The sequence below is a fragment of the Nocardia sp. NPDC058244 genome (genome assembly GCF_042882065.1).
Taxonomy (GTDB): Bacteria; Actinomycetota; Actinomycetes; order Mycobacteriales; family Mycobacteriaceae; genus Nocardia.
Genome location: NZ_JBHVWX010000002.1, coordinates 687,120 through 706,288, shown reverse-complemented (window position 1 = coordinate 706,288; position 19,169 = coordinate 687,120). Strand labels below are relative to the sequence as shown.

Genomic DNA, 19,169 nt, shown 5'->3' with positions numbered 1-19,169 from the left:
TCGGGGGCGCGGGTCGGTGTGCGCGCTCGGTTACTACTGGATACCCCGCTCGCGTGCCCGTGTTAGCGCGAAACGCGGTGATGTGGTGAGACTCGCCGTGACACGCCGCCTCACGGCAGCCAGCCGACGCGGCCGCGCAGCACGGTATAGCCCAGGTAGGCGACCGCGTCGATGGTCGCGTGCGCCAGGATCAGCGGCCACAGCCGATTGGTGCGCTGCCAGTACCGGCCGAAGATCACCCCCATCACGATGTTGCCGAGCCCGCCACCGAGCCCCTGGTACAGGTGATAGCTGCCACGCAGCAGCGCCGAGGCGGCCAGCGACCGGTTCTCCGACCAGCCGAGCTTGCGCAGCCGGGTGATCAGGTAGGCCACCACGAGCACTTCCTCGGCGACCGCGTTCGCGCAGGCCGACAGGATCAACACCGGCAGCCGCCACCAGTGCTCGGTCAGCGAGCTGGGCACGATGGTGACGCTCACCCCGAGCGCGTGCGCGACGAGATACAGCGCCAGTCCGGGCAGGCCGATCACCGCGGCCAGGATCAGGCCGTGCAGCACGTCGGTCCGGCGGATCCTGGCCAGCCCGATCAGCCGCGGTCCGATCCCGCTGCGCCACAACAGGTACAGGCCCAGCGCCGCCCAGGCGAGCAAGCGGGTGACGCCGACGAGCTGGAACAGCAGGTCGAGGATCGAGTTGTCCGAGCGCGAGGCGTTCAGCGCCACCGTGCGCCCGCCGACCCCGCCGGGGGCCAGCGCCGAGTCGAGCAGAGCCACGCCCGCGCTGATCCCGCTCAGCCCGAAGGTGACGAGCAGGACGATGGCGATCTCGACTCGGAGACCGAACCGTTCCCGCTCGCTGAGCGTGGTGTCAGGAGGATCGACGCGCATGTCGCGCAGTGTAGGCAGCCCGGGTGGCCGGGGCGCGTCGCGCCGTGACGGATTCAGATGCGGCGCAGGCCGTTCAGAAAGGGGCAGCCCGCCAGGATGCGCACGGCCTTGCTCAGCGCGGCGACGTCGTCGGCGGGCGTGGCGAAGGGCAGGCGCACGTCGTGGTCGCCCTCGTTGCTCTCCACCCGCAGGGTCAGGCCGTAGCGGTCGATGGCCAGCGGGTGCACCAGGCCGCCGCGCAGCCGGGTCGGCAGGTGGCGGGCGAGCATGGCGACGATGTCGGCGTGGTCCTCGACCATGTGCTGCAGCCAGGCGCTCTCCATCTCGCAGAACGGATCGGCGGTGGCCGCGCGCAGGTCGGCGTGGTCGACCGATTCCGCGCCCGAGGTGTCGGCCAGCACCGCCGAATTCACCACGACGCGCAGCAGGGTGACCCCGTGGCCGACGTCCAGCAGCCCCGGATGCGGGTACTCCTTGGCGATCTCGACCGCGAGCGCGCGCTGGGCCTGCACCGGCACCTGCCGCACCCAGCCGCGCAGCCACACCAGCGCGCGGACCGGTTCGCGCAGCGGCAGCGGGGCGTGGTCGGTGAGCTCGAGCACCGCCGAGGTCTCGTTCGCGGTCGCCGCCAGCGCCGCCGCGATCGAGGTGGCGGGCATCGCGATCACCGCGTCGCCGCAGCGACGCAGGTGATGCAGCGTGGTCGGCACCGGATCGATGCCGGGGAGCGCGAGCATCGCGGTCTCCGCGTGGGCGCACGCACTACGCACGCGCTCGGCGGTCGTCGGCGCGAGAATCGTGGTGGGGCTCGACATGACAACCTCCGCGAACTGATGATTAGGTAAACCTAAGCTAAGTTACAGCGACGCTTCGCGCAAGAGGACACCCGAGCGAATCGGCGAACGAATCGGCTCTACGGTGGTCTGATGACGCACGACGACCACGGCGACGACCACCCGACCCCCGCCGAACCCGTGCTGGTCACGCTCTCGACCCCCGCCCGCCGCAGCCTGGTGGCCGGCCTGGTCCGCCCGCCGGGCAGCGCACCGGCCACCGCCGAGGTCGTCGACATCGACGTCCCCGACGCCGAACTGGCCGCCTTCCTGGTCCGGATCGCGCACGCCGACCACGGTTTCGTCGCCCGCACCGCCAGCGCGCCCCGCGCCGTCGCCATCGTCGCCGGCACGGTCGCCGCCCTGTGCGGCGAGGACATCCCGACTGCCCTCACCACACCCGACTTCGAATTCCTGACCGCGCTCAAGCCACCGGCCATCGAAGCCACCCGGACCGTCCTGCTGGCCATCGAAACCGACGATGAGCAGGCGATCCGCGACGCTCTCCGAGTGCTGGATTCCTGAGCCGGGCCGACTTCGGACAACGATCCAGCTAATCTTTCTGTGTGCCGCGTATTGCGTATTTCGGACCGTCCGGGACGTTCACCGAGATGGCTCTGGCGAAGTTCGAGAACTCGGGAGCCTTCGACAGCCCCGTCGAGCGAGTCGCCGCGCCGAGTCAGGGCGCGGCGCTCGATCTGATCCGGTCCGATGACGTCGACGGCGCCGTCGTGCCGATCGAGAGTTCGGTCGAAGGATCGATCCCGGCGACGCTGGATTCGCTCGCCCTCGGACCTCGGCTGCAGATCATCGCCGAGACCGAGCTCGAGGTGAGCTTCACGATCCTCGCGCGACCCGGCACCACCCTCACCGAGGTGCGCACGCTGGCGGCCTACCCGGTCGCGGCCGCGCAGGTCAGGCAGTGGGTCGCGCGGAACATGCCGGCGGCGCAACCGTTCACCTCGGCCTCCAACGCCGCGGCCGCCGAGGACGTCGCGGCCGGCATCGCCGACGCGGCGGTGTCGACGGCGCTGGCGGGGGAGCGGCTCGGCCTGGCCACGCTGGCCGCCGGGGTGGCCGACCACGAGCAGGCGATCACCCGCTTCGTCCTGGTGACGAAACCCGGGGTCGCCCCGCACGCCACCGGCGCCGATCGCACGTCGATCGTGCTCGAACTCCCGAACGAACCCGGGTCGCTGATGCGCGCGTTCGCCGAATTCGCCACCCGCGGTGTCGATCTCACCAGGATCGAGTCGCGGCCCACCCGGACCGCGATGGGCACCTACCGCTTCTACCTGGACTGCGTCGGCCATATCGACGATCCGGCGGTCGCGGAGACATTGAAGGCTTTGCATCGCACGGCGCGGGTCCGCTATCTCGGCTCGTGGCCCGCGTACGCGGCAGTCGGAACACCGCCCCCGTCGGACGAACCTGCCGCAGAATGGTTGACGCAATTGCGAAAGGGGGTCGCTGACCTATGAGTACACCCGCGAAGCTGGTGCTGGTGCGGCACGGCGAGACCGAGGGCAACGTCGCGAAGATCCTGGACACCCAGGTGCCCGGTCTCCCGCTCACCGAACGCGGTGTGGCACAGGCGAAAGCCTTCGGCGCCGGGCTGGTGCGGGCGCCGCAGGTGCTGGTGTCGTCGGAGGCGCTGCGCGCCCGGCAGACGGCGAGCTACATCGAGGCGGCCACTGGTTCGCCCGCGCACATCCTCGACGGGCTGTACGAGGTGCAGGTCGGCGAGCTGCACGGACGCTCGGACCAGGCCGCGCACCAGGTCTTCCAGGAGATCTACCGGGGCTGGCACCGCGGCGAGCTCGACACCAGGGCGCCCGGAGGTGAATCCGGCCGCGAGGTGATCGACCGGATCGTGCCGATCCTCGCCGGACTGCGCGAGGAATTCCTGACCGAGGACGCCGAGGGCGACGTGATCGTGGTGAACCACGGCGCCGCCATGCGCCTGGTCGCGATGACGCTGGCCGGGGTGGCGCCGCCGTTCACGACGAACAACCACCTCGACAACACCGAGACCATCGAGCTGCTACCCACCGCCGACGGCGGTTGGGAGTGCCTGCGCTGGGGCAAGTTCACCCCGCCGTTCGCGCTCGAGGCCGCGCCGTCGGCCGACGACCCGATGGGCTGATCAGACCGGGTTGTCGGCCTTCGCGGTCGGGAACTCGGCGCGGATCGGCAGCGACTCGATGAGGTCGGCCACCGCGGTGCGCAGGCGCGCGGTGGTGCCTGTCGCGATGGACGACCACTTCACGCCGTCGTCGGCCATGCTGGCGGTGATGATGAATCGGCCGGCGCGCGTGTTGAACACGGCGATGTGGTTGTCCTGGATGTCGCGGGTGCCGTCGCCGTAGGCGACGCCGACGATCTCGGCGTAGGAGTGGATCTCCACCAGTGCCGAGGCCAGGGCCTGGGCGTCGGTGGCCGGCTTGCCGATCTTGCTCAGCCGCTGCGCGGTGGCCGCGACGTCACCGGTGTCGCCGAAGATCGGCGCGAGTTCCTCGGTGGGCGCGTTCATCCCGTACAGCTCGAGCGCCTCGGAGTGCCCGAGCGCCTGCAGCACCGCGCCCGGCAGGTCGAGGCCCGCGTCGTCGATGACGAAGGACTCCGGCCCGCGCAGGGCGACGACCGCGCGGTCGTCGCCCTGCGCCAGGCAGAACCGGTTGACGTGGCCCTGCACCACCCAGCGCAGGGCGATGATCCACTGCGGCCGGTAGAGCACCCGCAGGCGCTCCGCCAGCTCGGTCTGGACCACGTCACCGAACAGCAGTTCACGCTCGGTGAGAGCGGCTTCGGCCGCCTTCATGGCGGCGTCGTGCGTCGAGATGTTGTCGTAGCGACCCATGGCGTCGAGCACCACGGGCATCTCGTCGAACTGCAGCTTCTCCAGGAGAAACTGCATCTCGTCGAGCGAAAGCACGACGGCCTCCAGCAACGAACCCCCGCTACTCCCCCCGAGCACCGTCACTTGGCCGATCCGGCGAGATCGCCGCCGATCACACCTTCGGCCGTGTACCGGCCGTCGGTGAACGCCTCGTCCGAACGGCCGTAGTCGACGGCGTCGTGCTCGTCGTCGTCCTCGCCGTTGGCGCGGTTGCCCATCAGCGGGTTGCCGCTGGTGTTCGCGTTGCGCACGGGCGCACCGTCCGCGCGGGCGACGACCGACTCGGTGACCGCGGGCGCCGCGGCGGGCGCGTTGGCCGCCGGCGCGCCCCAGCCCTCGGGCAGCTTCAGCTGACCGTTGCTGAGCGAGACGTTGCCGAGGCCCGCCGACGTGGTGGCCACTCCGGCCGCCGCGCCGACCGCGCCGAGGCTCGCCATGGCGGGCGCCGCGCCGGTGGCCGCGGGCACGGTCGCCGAGGTGGCGGCCGAGATCGCCGAGGCGCCGATGTTGCCGACCGTGCTGACGCCGCTGGTGACGACGCCACCGGCGACATTGGCCGCCTGGGTGGCGGCGCTGACGACACCGGGGTTGGTGACGAAGGCCTGCGCCGCGGCGACCGCGGTGCTCAGCGGGTCGCCGCCGAAGTCACCCTCGGCCGCGGTGCCCGCGCCGCTGGCGATCGTCGGCGGCATGGAGAACTCACCGGGCGTGGTGACGGTGGCGGTGGTGGCGGCCTCGTAGGTCTCCATCACCAGCGCGGCGCGGATGTCCATGGCGTGGCGGGCGACCTCGGCCGCCTCGAAGGCGCCGGACACGACACCGGGCGGGTTGGCCGAGGCGGCCACCGCGGTGTTGGTCGCGGCGATCTCGGGCAGGCTCGGCATCGCGAGCGAGGCCACGGTGTAGGCGGTGGCGTTGGCGGTGGCCTTGACCCCCATGGCCGCGGCCATGATGCCCTGCTGACCCGCCCAGGCGCCGAAGGGCGCGAGCTTGGCGAGCACGGCGAGGCCGTTGACACCCTGCAGGCCGACGCCGACCTCGGCGATGACGCGGGTGACGGTGAAGGCGGCGTCACCCCACGCCGCGGCCAGCGTGCCCCACGAGGTGGCGGCGGCGGAGATCGGAACGGCGTGTGCGCCCGCGTTGAGCGTGGTCGAGTTGACTTCTGCCATGCGCGGCAGCCAGAAGACCCCGGTGATCCCTGCGGTCATGCTTGTTTCTCCCCTGAATGAATGATCGACGACGGATCGGGTACGACTAGACCTGGATCGCGGTGATCGCCGCGCCCTGGGCGATGTCCTCGCCGATATTGGTGACGAGCTGCGAGCGCAGGGTCGCGGCCGCGTGGTGCAGCTCGAGGATGCCCTGGGCGACGGAGCTGTCGTGCGTGGCGGCGGCGCGGTTGAAGTGCGAGGCCGCGAGCAGCGACACCTCTTCGGCACCGGACGGGAGCACATGGGTGGTTGGCCCGGCGAGGCCGGCGGCCACGGCGAGGCGCTCGGCGAGCAGATCCAGCTCGGCGGCAGCGGCGAGGACGATTTCAGGTGTGACGAGAACGTGTCCGACCATGACCCGACTCCTTCTGGTGGCGACTATCGGGAACCACGAGAATTCCCCCTACGAGTGATAGGACGCGAGAGCGGGTCGTTCGGTTCCATCGATTCCCCACCCAGTTTCGCTAGCCCCATCCCAGCTCATGCAACCGGTCGTCGTCAATCCCGAAATAGTGTGCTATTTCATGGATCACGGTGATCGCTACTTCCTCGACCACCTCGTCGTCGGTATCGCAGATGTCGAGAATAGCCTCTCGATAGATGGTCACGGTATCCGGCAGTGACCCCGCGTAGTAGCTGTCGCGCTCGGTGAGCGCGATGCCGTGATACAGCCCGAGCAGCGAGGGTTCCTCGTCGTTTCTGGCCTCGACCAGCACCACGACGTTGTCGATCGCCTCGGCCAGCTCGGGCGGGATCAGGTCGAGCGCGTCGCCGACCAGCTCCTCGAAGCGCTCCGGCGACATCCGTTCCGACACGGTCACCGCGGCTGCGGCTGCGGGGGCAGCGGCGCCGCGCCGGGCAGCGGGGCGGGCGTGGAGCGGCCGGTGTTCGGCGGCGGCACCGGGGCTTGACCGTCGATCAGGATCTCACCGCGGGCCGATCCGACGATCGCGGCGAATCCCTCACGGTCGGCGCCTTTTCCGAGCCAGCAATCCAGTTTGTGGCTGCCGGCGAGCCAACTGGTCGGTTCCAGATAATCGAAGAACAGCGTCAGCGTCTTGTTCCGGATGGCGTCGGGGCTGCCCAGATAGTCGGTCGAGAGCCGGTTGCATTCGGACTCGACGTACTTGTCCTGGTCGGCCTCCGAGGGCGGCCCGCCGGTGAAGTTGCTCGCCAGGTCGACGGTGCCGACGATCTCGACCGAGTGCGGCTGGGCGCAGTCGACCGGATCGGTCGGCAGGTTCTGGTTGATGCCGAGGCAGGTGCCGGTGGCGTGCACCTTCGATTGGTCCTGGCTCGCGACGGCGCCGGTCGCGGCCGGGCTGGTCGCGGTCGCGGCGACCTGGAGGCCACAGCGCAGGGTGCGGTCGCCGTGCTGCCAGCCCGCCGGGCTCGGCGACATCACGTTCACCATGTACCGGCCGCGTGGATCGAAGCGCCCGCCCAGGTACTGCTGCACCGCCGGGACGCAGTGCTCGTCGCGCAGCTCGGTCATCCGCAGCGAGTCGGGGTGCCTGGTGCCGCCGGCGAACTCCCGGCCCGGGTAGGCGGCGAGATCGATGACGCCTGCCACCTCGAACAGGTGCTTGTCGTCGCAGTTCACCTTCACCAGGTCGCTGCGGTCGGCCTTGGTCCAGCTCAGGCAGTCGCCCACGTTCGCGCTGGAGAACTCCTTGTCCCTGACCACGGGCTCGGAGCCGGGCTGGTGCGCCTCCAGGCCCTTGTCGTTCTCGAAGCCGGTGACCAGCATGGTGACCATCGCCGCGATCACCGCACCGAGGGCGCCGATCAGCAGCCCCCACCGCAGTTTCGTCGCCGACAGATGCAGCGAACTGGGGACGCGGCCACGCGACGCGGATCCCTCGGCTGGTTCCCTCTGCTCATCAGACATCGCGGTCCATCATGGCAGCGCGGTCGCCGCCGTGCCACGACCTTCGGCCCGGAACCCGTCGGTGCAGGTCCCGGGCCGTGGTCGTCAGCCGCGCAGGGCCGAGGCGAAGATGCCGGGCAGGCGGGTCTTCTTGCCGTCGCCGTAGAAATCGGTGAGCTTGCGACCCGTGCCGGTGCCGGTCTTGTTGCTGACGAACCACGGCGGCTTCGGGCTCAGGGTGAATTCGCCGTGCAGCAGCGCGCGGGGCGCGGGCCGGAACGGGCCGCGGACCACGGTGCGCTCCACATCGTCGAGCAGGAAGGCGTTGTGCACGACGCCGATGCCGCTCTGGATGTCGTCGAGGGTGTGGCCGGGGAAGGCACCCCAGCTCGCGCGCGGGGTCAGGAAGGCCAGGCCGGTCCACGCGTTGAGCGCGACGGTGCCGTAGCGCAGGTCCTCGATCGCGGTGTCGAGCGCGCCACCGAGCTCCTTGATCGTCGCCGGGTGCGCGATGATATTGGCGCCGAGCGTGCCCATCAGCTCGTCGTTGGCGAAATCGACCGCGTTGCGGAGGAACTCGCCGCCGGTGCCGGTCAGCTCGACCACGCCGAGCACGGGGGAGAAGTACTCGGTGCGCAGCAGCGGGGTGTCCGCGGTGGGCAGGTTCTCGACGAGCACGCGGCCGTTGGCCCGCTCCGAACCCGGGTACGCCGAGAGCGCGCCCTCGACCCGGCCGTCGCTGCCCGGGTAGTAGGCGGGCCGCGCGGGCGCGCTGTCGATCGCCGCGCGCAGTTCGGTGAGGAACGCGTCCTTGAGCGGCCAGTCCGCGCTGAGCACCACGGTCTGGGCGGCGACGCAGTTGTAGCCGCCGTTGTGCAGCCGCTGGGTCGCCACGTGCTCGGCCTGGAACTTCAGGTCGGCGGCGGACCAGTCGCCCGGCACCACGATGCACGGGGCGACGCCGCCGAGTTCGCTGGTGATCGGCTTGTCCAGCGCGGGCGCGCCGGTCTTCTTGCGCTCGGCGCCCGCCTCGCCGGGACCCCACACGATCGCGTCGTGGGTGGGCGCGCCGCCGGTCATGTGCACGTGCGCGACCTGCGGATGGGTCACCAGGTACCCGCCCTCCGGCGCGCCGCCGGTGAGGATGCGGACGACCCCGAGCTCGATGAACGGCGCGAAGATGGCCTGGAACACCGGCAGCAGCGGATCGGTGATCGGGTTGAGCTTGAGCGCGACGACCCGGTTGTTGGCGTAGAGCTCGTAGAGGGTGTCCAGCGGCGCGATCGACATGATGTTGCCCGCGCCGAGCACCGCGCCGACACCGCCGGTCGCGGCCGGTTCCAGCTGGGCCAGCCCGGCCTTGCGCCGCGCGGTGGCCGCGTCGACGCCGGGACGCAGCCAGACATCGGCGCTGAAGCCGCTGAGCAGCAGCTTGTCGTAGACGCCGTGCGGCAGCGCGGGCACCGAGACCCGGCCACCGGGGGCGGTGCCGAGGTCGACACCGTCGAGCGGGCTCGCGCCGCGCTCGAGCGCGCCGATCGATTCGGCCAGCGCCTGCGCGCCTGCCAGCATCGTCATCGGCCCCGACATCCACTCCTCACCGACCAGCGGGCTGTCGGCGGACAGCTGCTTGATGGTGCGGGCCGCCGCCACCCACGCCTCGGCGTTGGCGGCGGTGTTCGTATGGAGTTCCTCGAGCAGTTCGCGGCGACGGCGCAGGTCGGTCGCGGCCCAGGTCTTTTCCCCCTGTGTGAGATCAGCGAGCGCGGTGTCGATGACGGCGGTGTCGAAAGTAGTACTCACACCGCAACTATGCTCCTGTTCGGCCCGGAAGGCATAGGCCGCGGGATTAAGAGTTGCGTAAACTACTAGGCTGTTTTCTCATGATCGACCTCCGATTCCTGCGCGAGAACCCGGAAGCCGTCCGAGCCTCGCAGCGGGCCCGCGGTGAGGACCCCGCACTCGTCGACGCCCTGCTCGAAGCCGACGCCGCGCGCCGGGCCGCCGTGGCCACCGCCGATACGCTGCGGGCCGAGCACAAGGCGATGGGCAAGGTCATCGGCAAGGCGAGCAAGGACGAGCGTCCGGCGCTGCTGGCCGCCGCGACCGACATGTCCGCCAAGGTCAAGGAAGCCGAGGTCGCCCAGAACGCGGCCGACGCCGACCTCGACGCCGCGCACCGCGCCATCTCCAACGTGGTGCAGGACGGCGCGCCCGCGGGCGGCGAGGACGACTACATCGTGCTCGAAACGGTCGGCACCCCACCGGAGTTCGACTTCGAGCCGAAGGATCACCTCGAGCTCGGCGAGTCGCTCGGCCTGATCGATATGGAGCGCGGCGCCAAGGTGTCGGGCTCGCGGTTCTACTTCCTGACCGGCGCGGGCGCGCTGTTGCAGCTGGGTCTGCTCCAGCTGGCCGCGCAGAAGGCCGTCGCCAACGGCTTCACCATGATGATCCCGCCGGTGCTGGTGCGCCCGGAGATCATGGCCGGGACCGGCTTCCTCGGTCAGCACTCGGCGGAGGTCTACCACCTGGCCGACGACGATCTGTACCTCGTCGGCACCTCGGAGGTGCCGCTGGCCGGCTACCACGCCGAGGAGATCCTCGACCTGAGCGAGGGCCCGAAGCGCTACGCGGGCTGGTCGTCGTGTTTCCGCCGCGAGGCGGGCAGCTACGGCAAGGACACCCGCGGCATCATCCGCGTGCACCAGTTCGACAAGGTGGAGATGTTCGTCTACACCACCCCCGAGCAGGCCGATGCCGAGCATCAGCGGCTGCTCGCGTGGGAGCGCGAGATGCTGGCCGCGATCGATGTGCCCTACCGGGTCATCGACGTGGCCGCGGGCGACCTGGGCAGCTCGGCGGCGCGCAAGTTCGACTGCGAGGCCTGGGTGCCCACCCAGCAGACCTACCGCGAACTCACCTCGACCTCGAACTGCACCACCTTCCAGGCCCGCAGGCTCGCCGTGCGCTACCGCGACGAGAACGGGAAAGCGCAGGTCGCGGCCACGCTGAACGGCACGCTGGCGACCACGCGCTGGATCGTGGCGATCCTGGAGAACCACCAGCAGGCCGACGGTTCGGTGCGGGTGCCCGCGGCGCTGGTGCCCTTCGTCGGCACCGAAGTACTCAAACCGTAGAGTCCTTCACTGTTTGCTGGACTCCCATTTGGTGGATGTGGCAAACGCCCTGACCGAACAACATCTAGGCTGGTGCTCGTGCGAGGAATCGGGGCGCGCGGCGATACCCGAACCCGGGTGCGGGCGGCATCGGCGTTGGCGACGGCGAAGGTCATGGCCAGGACAACGGGGGCGTTCTACGTCCTCGGCGGTGTCCTCGGCCTGACGATCACTGCCATCGCACCGGGTGACGACGGTAATCGGCTGCTGGTCGGTACGGCGGCGGCGGTCGCGCTGGTGCTCGGTCTGACGTTGCTGGCGTGGGGTCCGCGGATGCCGCACTCCCTGCACCACCTCTACCTGGCGACCGCGACCGTCCTGGTGACGATCGCGGTGCACTCCTTCCCGAACCTGGTCGGCGGCATCACGCTGGCCTCGTTCTACGTCTTCGTCGCCTGTGACGCCGCGCTGTTCTTCGCGTGGCCCCAGGCCGCGGCGCACATCGGCTTCGCCATGGCGCTGTGCCTGTGGGTGCTGCCCGACCGCGGGCTGCCGTGGTGGTCGGGCATGATCCCGGCCGGTGTCACCTTCGGCGCCGGTGTCGTCGTCGGCATCCTGACCAGGATGGCTTCGGACGCCGATATCGATGTGCTCACCGGGCTGCTGAACCGGCGTGGCTTCGAGAAGCAGCTCAACCCCGCGATCGACGCGGCGGGTCGCGGTGGTCAGGGCCTGGCCCTGGTCCTGGTCGACCTGGACCGCTTCCAGAAGATCAACGATCACCTCGGCCATCGGGCCGGGGACGCGGTGCTGCAGCGCGTCGCCGACACCTGGCTCGACCTGCTCGCCCCCGATCAGGTGCTGGCCCGCTTCGGCGGCGACGTCTTCGCGCTGCTGCTGCCCGGCACCACCGAGCAGGCCGCGATCCTGCTCACCGAGAAGCTGCGGGCCGCGGTGACCATGGGCTGTTCGGCCGGTGTCACCTCCTGGCAGCCGGGCGAGTCCGGGTCGCTGCTGATCAGCCGCGCCGATGTCGGCCTGTACCGGGCCAAGCAGGCGGGCCGCAACCGTACGGTGCTGGAGTCGTCGCGGCAGCTGCCGCTGGCGGTGGAGCTGCGCGAGGCGATCGACCGCGGCGCGCTCGACGTGCACTACCAGCCGATCGTCAGCCTGTCCGAGGACGGCGGCCAGGCCGTCGGCGTCGAGGCGCTGCTGCGCTGGTCGTCCAACGCCCAGCCGGAGGTCACCACGGAGGGCCTGATCCGGGTCGCCGAGGAATACGACCTCATCTCCGACCTGGACGAGCTGGTGCTGCGCCGCGCGTGCGCCGACGCCGCCCGCCTGCAGGAGAGCTTCGCCTCGCTTGACCTGACCCTGAACGTCAACGTCTCGGGCCTGGAGCTGGCCGAACCCGATTACGCCGAGCGGGTCGCGACCATCCTCAACGACACCGGCTGGCCCGCCGATCAGCTGGTCCTCGAGGTCACCGAGAGCGAGCTGGCCGCCGAATCGCAGACCGCGATCACCAACCTGCACACCCTGCGCGACCGTGGCGTGCGCATCGCCATCGACGACTTCGGCACCGGCTACTCCTCGCTGAGCCGCCTGGCCACCATCCCCAGCGACATCCTCAAGGTCGACCAGTCCTTCGTCGCCGCGATCCGCTCCGACTCACCGGCGCCGCCGCTGCTCGGGGTGATCGCCGCGCTCAGCAAGTCGCTGGATCTGCAGGTCATCGCCGAGGGTGTGGAGACCGAATACCAGGCGGCGGTGCTCACCGAACTCGGCTTCGCGCTGGCCCAGGGCTACCACTACAGCGACTCGCATCCGGTCTCGGAACTGATCAACGACCTCAACGACGGTCAGCCGCGCACCGGCAGCACCGACGACGATTCGCTCTCGGCGAGCGGCTGGATTCCGCTCGGTTAATCGCTTGACGTCTCGCCCGCTCGCGGCGAACCATGGACGCATGCGAATGCTCATCTACCGCTGTTGATCTTCGGAGCTCTACCGGCGCGCTGCGGCGGTGGTGGCGCGCTTGACCAGTGACCCGGTCGATGTGCGCGGTGTCGCGGTTCGGGCGGTCCTGTTCAGGGGCACGCGCGACCTGCTGCCGATCTATGCGCTCTACGGTGTGCTCTTCGCCGATCACGGCCTGAGCACCGCGCAGATCTCGCTGCTGCTCGCCCTCTGGTCGATCACCGCCTTCCTGCTGGAGGTGCCGTCGGGCGCCTGGGCCGACACCGTCTCGCGCCGGGCGTTGCTGGTGCTGAGCTGCCTGCTGCAGGCCGCCTGCTTCGCGCTGTGGATGCTGGCCCCGTCGTTCCTCGGTTTCGCGCTGGGCTTCGTGATCTGGGGTGTCGCGTCGTCGCTGGAATCGGGCACCTTCGAGGCGCTGATCTACGACGACCTGGTCGCCCGTGGGGAACCGTCGGCCTACGCCAGGATCATGGGCTGGGCGCGTGGCGCCCAGGAGACCACGGTGCTGGCGGCGATCCTGGTGGCCGCCCCGCTCTTCGCGCTCGGCGGGTATCCGCTGGTCGGCTGGGTCAGTGTCGGTATCGCCCTGCTGCACACCCTGACCGCGGTGGCATTGCCGAGCCCGCCGGTCGCCATCTCCGCCACCGCTGTCGACGACCTCGACGACGAGCCCCCCGCCGCGGGTCCGCACCGGGTCCCGGGCGCGGCTCCCGGGCATCCACGCCCGGTGGGCGGCGCCGAAACGGCCCGCATCGACGACAAGGCGCCCGGCGCGGGCGATCCTGCCGACAACCGGATCGCGCCCGTCAAGGACACCGCGATTCGGACCGCGACACCGACCGGCCCGGCGCGCTACCTGGCCATGCTGCGCACCGGCACCGCCGAGGCGTTCCGGGTACGCCGGGTGCGCCGTGGCGTGCTGCTGGGCGCCCTGCTGTACGGCGTCACCGCCTTCGACGAGTACTTCGGTCTGCTCGCGGTGTCCGGTGGCTCGTCGACCAGCATGTCCGCGCTGCTGGTCGGGGTGACGGTGGTCGGTTCGCTCGCCGGTTCGCTGCTGGCGGGCCGGACCGAGGTCGTCCCGGCACGCTGGCTGGCCGTCGCGTTGTTCGCGGCCGGTCTGCTGTTCATCGCGGGCGCGCTGGCGGTGGGCGCCGCGCCGACCGTCGGCCCGATCCTGCTGTGGGCCGGTTTCGTCGGTATCGGCATCGCCTACGGTGTCGACTTCGCGATCGAGGTGGTGGCCGGGGCCCGGCTGCAGGCCGCCATCGCGGGCCCGGCCAGGGCGACGGTGCTGTCGTTCTCCGGGCTGCTCTCCGAGATCGTCGCGCTGGCGGTGTTCGGTTTCGTCGCCGCGGCCACCCAGTGGCTGACGATGTCGGCCACGATCGCCCTGCTCGGCACGGTCCTGCTCGCGGCCGCGCTGCTCACCCCGAGCTGGCTGCCGCCGCGGGCCTCCGACGACTAGTCACCACCGCAGCAGCCGAGGGCCGCGTTGGACCGGTAGACGTCCACCTGTACAGAAATCCTGTACAATTTGTACGTATGAGGCAGATCAGCTACACCGAAGCACGCGCCACTCTGGCCAGTGTGCTCGACGCTGCCACGGACGACCTCGAGGAAATCGTCGTCACGCGGGCTGGGCATGAAGCGGCCGTTGTGGTTTCGCTGCGCGAGTACGAAGCGTTGAAGGAAACCGCGCATCTGCTCGGCACCCCGGCGAACGCCCGTCACCTGCAGCGCGGCTTGGAAGAGTTCGCGGCCGGTGGTTTCGCTCCGCGGGAGCAGCTCGAAATTCCAGATGACGACTCGACTGGCGACGCGGCCGGTGTGGCGTGAAACTGGACTTCTCGAGCGAGGCATGGGCCGATTACGTCTGGACCGTGACCAACGACCGCGCGGCGGCTCGAAAGATCAACCGCCTGCTCGATGACATCGTGATCAACGGCCAAGCCAGCGGTATCGGCAAACCCGAGCCGCTGCTGCACAATCTCGCAGGTTGGTGGTCGCGTCGAATCACACAGGAGCACCGCCTGGTCTATCGAGTCGATGAGGGCGTGATCCGGGTACTGTCCTGCCGTTTCCACTACGAGTGAGCGGTCTCGGACTGATCTTCGGCTTCTGCATCGGCGCCGGCGTCGCCGTGCAGGGGCGGATCAACGGCGCGCTCGGCGCGGAACTGGGTGACGGTGTCGCGGCCGCCACGATCAGCTTCGGCACCGGCCTGCTGGTCCTGCTGATCGCCTTCGCGGCCAGCCCGGCCCTGCGCGCCGGGCTGGGCAGGGTGCGCACCGGCGTCGCGGACGGCACGCTGCGGCCCTGGCAGCTGCTCGGTGGCCTGTGCGGCGCGTTCTTCGTCGCGAGCCAGGGACTGACGATCGCCGCGATCGGCGTCACGGCCTTCACCGTCGCCGCGGTGGCGGGTCAGCTGTTCAGCAGCCTCGTCGTCGATCGGCTCGGCATCGCGCCCGCCGGTCGCACGCCGGTCACCGGATGGCGGGTGGTCGCCGCCGTGCTCGGCATCGCGGGCGTCTTCCTCTCGGCGGGCGGGCACTCCGTCCCCGCCACCGCGGTCACCGGTGTCCCCGACCTCCCGCTCCTGCTCATCGCCCTCCCCGCGCTCGCCGGCGTCGGCCTGGCCTGGCAGCAAGCCGTGAACGGCCGGGTCGGCGCGGTCGGCGGCCCCTTCTCCGCCACCCTGGTCAACTTCGTCGTCGGCCTGGTCGCCCTCTGCGCGTTCGACCTGGTCACCCTGCTCAGCACCGGCCTGCCGACCACCTTCCCCACAGACCCCTGGCTCTACCTCGGCGGCCTGATCGGCGTCGCCTTCATCGCCCTGGCCGCCGTCACCGTCGGCCTGATCGGCGTCCTCCTCCTCGGCCTGACCTCCGTGGCGGGCCAGCTCGTCACCGCCCTCCTGCTCGACACCATCGACGGAAAACTCTCCACCACCGCCGTTCTCAGCTGCGCGATCGTCCTCGCCGCGGTCGCGGTGGCCGCTCGCGCGTCGGCCGCGACCACCCGGCGAGGCGCCTCCTAGGCGGCGTCGGCCGATCCGACGGAGCTGCGGTCCGGCTCTACCACGCTGCGCCGTTCCGGCCGGGTCGTCACGGGTGAACCGCGCTGTCGGCGTGGGTGTTAGGTTGCTCGCGAACGTACCGAGCCGGGCTGAACGGACCGGCTCGCCCGCCGCGGCGGGAGTGAAGTGGGGGAGTGCCGAAGTGATCGAGCCGTTGGCGGCGGGCGAACCGACGATGATCGGCCGGTACCGGATTCGCGGTGTGCTCGGCGCGGGCGGGATGGGGCGGGTGCTGCTGGCCACGGGGCCGGACGGGCGCTTCGTCGCGATCAAGCAGATCCACGCCCACCTGCTCGACGACCGCGAGTTCCGGGCGCGCTTCGAGCGTGAGGTCGCCATCTCCGCCCGGGTGTCCGGCGCGTTCACGGCGGCGGTCGTCGACTTCGACACCAGCGGCGAAACACCTTGGCTGGCCTCGGTGTTCATCGCCGGTGTCCCGCTGGATCGCGCGGTTCGCGAACTCGGCCCGCTGCCGGTTCCTGCACTGCGCACCCTCGCCTCCGGCCTCGCCTCGGCCCTGCACTCGATCCATGCCACCGGCCTGGTGCACCGTGATCTCAAGCCCGCCAACGTGATCCTCGCGGCCGACGGACCCCGGGTCATCGATTTCGGCATCGCCCACGCCGTGGGTTCCGGAGCGCTCACCGAGGTCGGCGCCGTTGTCGGCTCGCCCGCGTACATGTCACCGGAGCAGGCCATGAGCGAGCCGGTGACCTTGGCTAGCGATGTCTTCTCCCTCGGTTCGCTGCTGTGCATGGCGGCCACCGGACAGAGCCCGTTCGCCGCCACCTCCGCGCCGTACACCCTGTTCAACATCGTCCACAGCGAACCCCAGCTCGACCAGGTTCCCGCGCCGCTGCGCGAGCTGATCGCGGGGTGTCTGCGCAAGGACCCGCAGACCAGGCCCACCCCCGCCCAGATCCTGGACTATCTCGGCGTCCTCCCAGTGCAGCCGCACCCCTGGCCCGCGCCGATCCACACCGAAATCGCCGATCAGATCCGGAATCTGGTGGCGCTCACCTCGGATCCCGAGGCGACCCAGATCATTCCGGCCGACCTCGCGATTCCCCAGGCACCCACCGCACCACCGCCCACCGCGCCGGCCAGGAAGCGGCGCACCGCACTGCGGGTGGGGCTCGCCGTGGCGGTGGCGGTGGTGCTCGCCGCCGGGCTCACCGCGGTCGTGCTGCGTGGCGGCGAAGCGACGCCCCCGACCGCGACGCCGACGGCCACCCTCCCGAGCATCGACCAGCTGCGCGGCGTCGACACGTGCGCCTGGCTGCCGAAGGCGCTCGGCACCACCCTGCCGAGCGCCGCCGCGGCCAAGGCGTCCACCGATGTGTCGTCCTGGCGCTGGCAGGCGACGTCGAGCTGGGGCTGCGACGGCACCTCGGGAGCCGCGCGCGTCGCGGTCGAAATCGGCGCCGCGATCGACGGATTCGAGCCGAACGAGCGGGTGGTCAACGGCTACGCGGTGGCTCGCCGAGGTGCCGACTGCGCCTTCGCGATCGAGGGCGGCGGTGCGAGCGGCCCGCGCTGGGGGATCACCGTCGACACCTTCACCCGTGACGACTGCGCCCTCGCCGACCAGGTCGTCGACCGGCTGACCGCGTCGCTGGGTGGGCTGTCGGCCGATCCCGCCGCGCAGCGCTCGCTGGCCTCGGTCGATCCCTGTGCCCTGGTGGACAACGCGGCCTTCGCGCGACTCGGCGCCGGTGCCCCGGTGTCGGCACACACCTGCCACTGGCCGGGGACGACCAGCGTGCGGGTCACGCTGGCACAGCCACGACAGCGGCAGACCTCGATGGCGGAGGAGACGATCGATATCGGCGACGGCATCCTGGTCGAGAAGTCCGGCGAGATCACCGCCCCGGCGTCCGAATGCCGCCGGACCTACCGCTACCGCAAGGTCGGCCAGACCTTCACCGAGGTCGTCGAGATCCTGGTGAGCGATCCGAGCCTGCGCACGGCCCAGCTGTGCGAGATCGCCGACCCGCTGGTGAAGCAAGCCGTCGGCAGGTTGCCCGCGCAGTAGCGGCGCCGATAGCCGGGTGATAGTTTCACGGCAGAGTTCGGGAGGGGTCCGGCGGTCAGACCGCTGGTCGGAGGGGATCATTCGTGCGTTACCGGTCGCGTTGTCTCGCGGCGCTGCTGTCGCTCGCGCTGCTCACCTCGGCGTGCGGTGACGATGCCGCGGAGGCCGACCACGGCGGCTACGCCCTGGAGCCCGTCCCCGGCGACTTCGACGACGCGCCGAGCCGCGTGCGTGGTTCGCTGGTGGAATCGGTGCGCATCGGGGAGCGGCTGCTGTTCGCCGACCGGGTCGACCCGGATCTGGTCGAGGGCGACGGCGGCGGCGTGGTCGTCGGGGCGCGCGGCGTCGACGAACTGCTCTCGGGTGTGCAGCAATCGGCCCTGCAACCCTTCGACGTGCTGGCCGGTTTCGGCGCGATCGGCAGCAACGGCCGCTCCGACAACGAGCAGCAGCACAAGTTGCTGTCGATCACGATCCTGTCCCTGCCCGACGCGGAGCAGGCCGGTGCCGCCGCGCAGGCGATGGCCGCCGCGGATTTCGGCGCCAACACCGAGAACGCGCCGTTGCCGCTGCCCGACTACCCTGCCTCGCTGAGCCATTGGCGGCCCGGTGTGCCGACGGTCGGCAGCTGGCTGGTGTGGAAGAACCTGGTGATCCGGGTGTACGCGAAGGTCGTCGACCCGCGACCCGAGGTGCTGACCGAGCTGCTCACCCGCACCTACCGCGCCCAGCTGACCGAGCTCGACGGCTTCGTCCCTACCTCGGCCGCCGACCTGCCGACCCTGAAACTCGACAGCGCGCACCTGCTCACCCGGGTGGTCAAGACCGGCGAATACTGGCCGGACCGCTGGGATTTCATGATCTACGGGCCGCGAACCTACGCCCTGCTCCTCGACAAGCCCGCGGCTCGGCTGCGCGATTTCGAAGCGAGCTCGATCGACGCGGTCGCGGTCTCGTACAACAAGTTCCTGCATCGGGCGCGGGACGCGAGTGCCGCCCAGACGCACGCCGCGACCGAGGAGAAGGCGCTGCTGGCCGCCGATTACACGGCGATCGGCGAGGTGTCCGGGCTCGGCGGGGTGACGTGCTATCGCGCGGCGCGGCCCAATACCGAGGTGAGCGCCGCCCGCCGGTTCGCCTGCCTGGTCCGCCGCGACGAATTCGTCGCCCGCGTCTACAGCAATCAGGAAACCGATGTCCGGCAACTCGCGGTCGCGCAGTACGCGTTGCTGAGCGGATCCCGGTGAGACGGG

Annotated in this window: 19 protein-coding genes; 11 read left to right on the top strand and 8 right to left on the bottom strand. The window is 70.6% G+C overall.

Features of this window, described 5'->3' with window-relative positions; genetic code table 11:
- Window positions 1–110: 110 nt before the first annotated feature.
- Both ACFVW6_RS09490 and ACFVW6_RS09485 read right to left on the bottom strand, forming a co-directional pair.
- Window positions 111–887 (bottom strand): CPBP family intramembrane glutamic endopeptidase, encoded by a 777-nt coding sequence (locus ACFVW6_RS09490; protein WP_378824649.1) that lies wholly within the window; start codon window positions 885–887, stop codon window positions 111–113.
- Between the two features lie 53 nt (window positions 888–940).
- Complete coding sequence (locus tag ACFVW6_RS09485) at window positions 941–1,702, bottom strand: DUF2470 domain-containing protein (protein WP_378824651.1); 762 nt, start codon at window positions 1,700–1,702, stop codon at window positions 941–943.
- Between the two features lie 111 nt (window positions 1,703–1,813).
- On the opposite strand from ACFVW6_RS09485, the gene ACFVW6_RS09480 reads away from it, so the two are divergent.
- From ACFVW6_RS09480 to ACFVW6_RS09470, 3 genes are read left to right on the top strand one after another with little or no spacing between them, the layout of a single operon-like run.
- Window positions 1,814–2,245, top strand: a complete 432-nt coding sequence (locus tag ACFVW6_RS09480) for a hypothetical protein (protein ID WP_378824653.1) — start codon at window positions 1,814–1,816, stop codon at window positions 2,243–2,245.
- A 41-nt stretch (window positions 2,246–2,286) separates the two neighbouring features.
- Complete coding sequence (gene pheA / locus ACFVW6_RS09475) at window positions 2,287–3,201, top strand: prephenate dehydratase (protein WP_378824655.1); 915 nt, start codon at window positions 2,287–2,289, stop codon at window positions 3,199–3,201.
- The gene (locus tag ACFVW6_RS09470; RefSeq protein ID WP_378824657.1) at window positions 3,198–3,866 is read left to right on the top strand and encodes a histidine phosphatase family protein; all 669 of its coding nucleotides are present in this window, start codon (window positions 3,198–3,200) and stop codon (window positions 3,864–3,866) included. The genes pheA and ACFVW6_RS09470 overlap by 4 nt, the downstream gene beginning before the upstream one ends.
- Here ACFVW6_RS09470 and ACFVW6_RS09465 read toward each other — a convergent pair whose 3' ends face one another.
- The 6 genes from ACFVW6_RS09465 to ACFVW6_RS09440 form a co-directional block, all read right to left on the bottom strand.
- On the bottom strand, window positions 3,867–4,637 hold the full coding sequence (locus ACFVW6_RS09465) for an ESX secretion-associated protein EspG (RefSeq protein ID WP_378824659.1): 771 nt from the start codon (window positions 4,635–4,637) through the stop codon (window positions 3,867–3,869).
- A 62-nt stretch (window positions 4,638–4,699) separates the two neighbouring features.
- Window positions 4,700–5,830, bottom strand: coding sequence for a PPE family protein (locus ACFVW6_RS09460; RefSeq protein ID WP_378824661.1), 1,131 nt, complete (start codon window positions 5,828–5,830; stop codon window positions 4,700–4,702).
- A 46-nt stretch (window positions 5,831–5,876) separates the two neighbouring features.
- Window positions 5,877–6,188 (bottom strand): PE family protein, encoded by a 312-nt coding sequence (locus ACFVW6_RS09455; RefSeq protein ID WP_355283715.1) that lies wholly within the window; start codon window positions 6,186–6,188, stop codon window positions 5,877–5,879.
- Window positions 6,189–6,297: 109 nt separating this feature from the next.
- Window positions 6,298–6,636, bottom strand: a complete 339-nt coding sequence (locus ACFVW6_RS09450; protein ID WP_378825668.1) for a metallopeptidase family protein — start codon at window positions 6,634–6,636, stop codon at window positions 6,298–6,300.
- A gap of 14 nt (window positions 6,637–6,650) precedes the next feature.
- Window positions 6,651–7,724, bottom strand: coding sequence for a septum formation family protein (locus ACFVW6_RS09445; protein WP_357341781.1), 1,074 nt, complete (start codon window positions 7,722–7,724; stop codon window positions 6,651–6,653).
- Window positions 7,725–7,808: 84 nt separating this feature from the next.
- Window positions 7,809–9,506 (bottom strand): aldehyde dehydrogenase family protein, encoded by a 1,698-nt coding sequence (locus ACFVW6_RS09440; RefSeq protein ID WP_378824664.1) that lies wholly within the window; start codon window positions 9,504–9,506, stop codon window positions 7,809–7,811.
- A gap of 80 nt (window positions 9,507–9,586) precedes the next feature.
- Between ACFVW6_RS09440 and serS the strand changes: the two genes are divergently transcribed.
- The 8 genes from serS (at window position 9,587) to ACFVW6_RS09400 (ending at window position 19,163) form a co-directional block, all read left to right on the top strand.
- A complete protein-coding gene (gene serS / locus ACFVW6_RS09435; RefSeq protein ID WP_355283706.1) occupies window positions 9,587–10,843 on the top strand; it encodes a serine--tRNA ligase in 1,257 nt (418 codons plus the stop codon).
- A gap of 78 nt (window positions 10,844–10,921) precedes the next feature.
- Window positions 10,922–12,751: a bifunctional diguanylate cyclase/phosphodiesterase gene (locus tag ACFVW6_RS09430; RefSeq protein WP_355283703.1), complete on the top strand. Its 1,830-nt coding sequence runs from the start codon at window positions 10,922–10,924 to the stop codon at window positions 12,749–12,751.
- Window positions 12,752–12,851: 100 nt separating this feature from the next.
- On the top strand, window positions 12,852–14,270 hold the full coding sequence (locus tag ACFVW6_RS09425; protein ID WP_378825670.1) for an MFS transporter: 1,419 nt from the start codon (window positions 12,852–12,854) through the stop codon (window positions 14,268–14,270).
- 77 nt (window positions 14,271–14,347) lie between these two features.
- A complete protein-coding gene (locus ACFVW6_RS09420; protein WP_378824667.1) occupies window positions 14,348–14,641 on the top strand; it encodes a type II toxin-antitoxin system Phd/YefM family antitoxin in 294 nt (97 codons plus the stop codon).
- On the top strand, window positions 14,638–14,898 hold the full coding sequence (locus ACFVW6_RS09415) for a Txe/YoeB family addiction module toxin (RefSeq protein WP_378824669.1): 261 nt from the start codon (window positions 14,638–14,640) through the stop codon (window positions 14,896–14,898). The genes ACFVW6_RS09420 and ACFVW6_RS09415 overlap by 4 nt, the downstream gene beginning before the upstream one ends.
- On the top strand, window positions 14,895–15,842 hold the full coding sequence (locus ACFVW6_RS09410; RefSeq protein ID WP_378824672.1) for a DMT family transporter: 948 nt from the start codon (window positions 14,895–14,897) through the stop codon (window positions 15,840–15,842). The genes ACFVW6_RS09415 and ACFVW6_RS09410 overlap by 4 nt, the downstream gene beginning before the upstream one ends.
- A 181-nt stretch (window positions 15,843–16,023) precedes the next feature.
- A complete protein-coding gene (locus ACFVW6_RS09405; RefSeq protein ID WP_378824674.1) occupies window positions 16,024–17,916 on the top strand; it encodes a protein kinase in 1,893 nt (630 codons plus the stop codon).
- An 83-nt stretch (window positions 17,917–17,999) separates the two neighbouring features.
- Entirely contained in the window at window positions 18,000–19,163 is a 1,164-nt protein-coding gene (locus tag ACFVW6_RS09400; RefSeq protein ID WP_378824676.1) for a hypothetical protein, read from the top strand.
- Window positions 19,164–19,169: the final 6 nt, after the last annotated feature.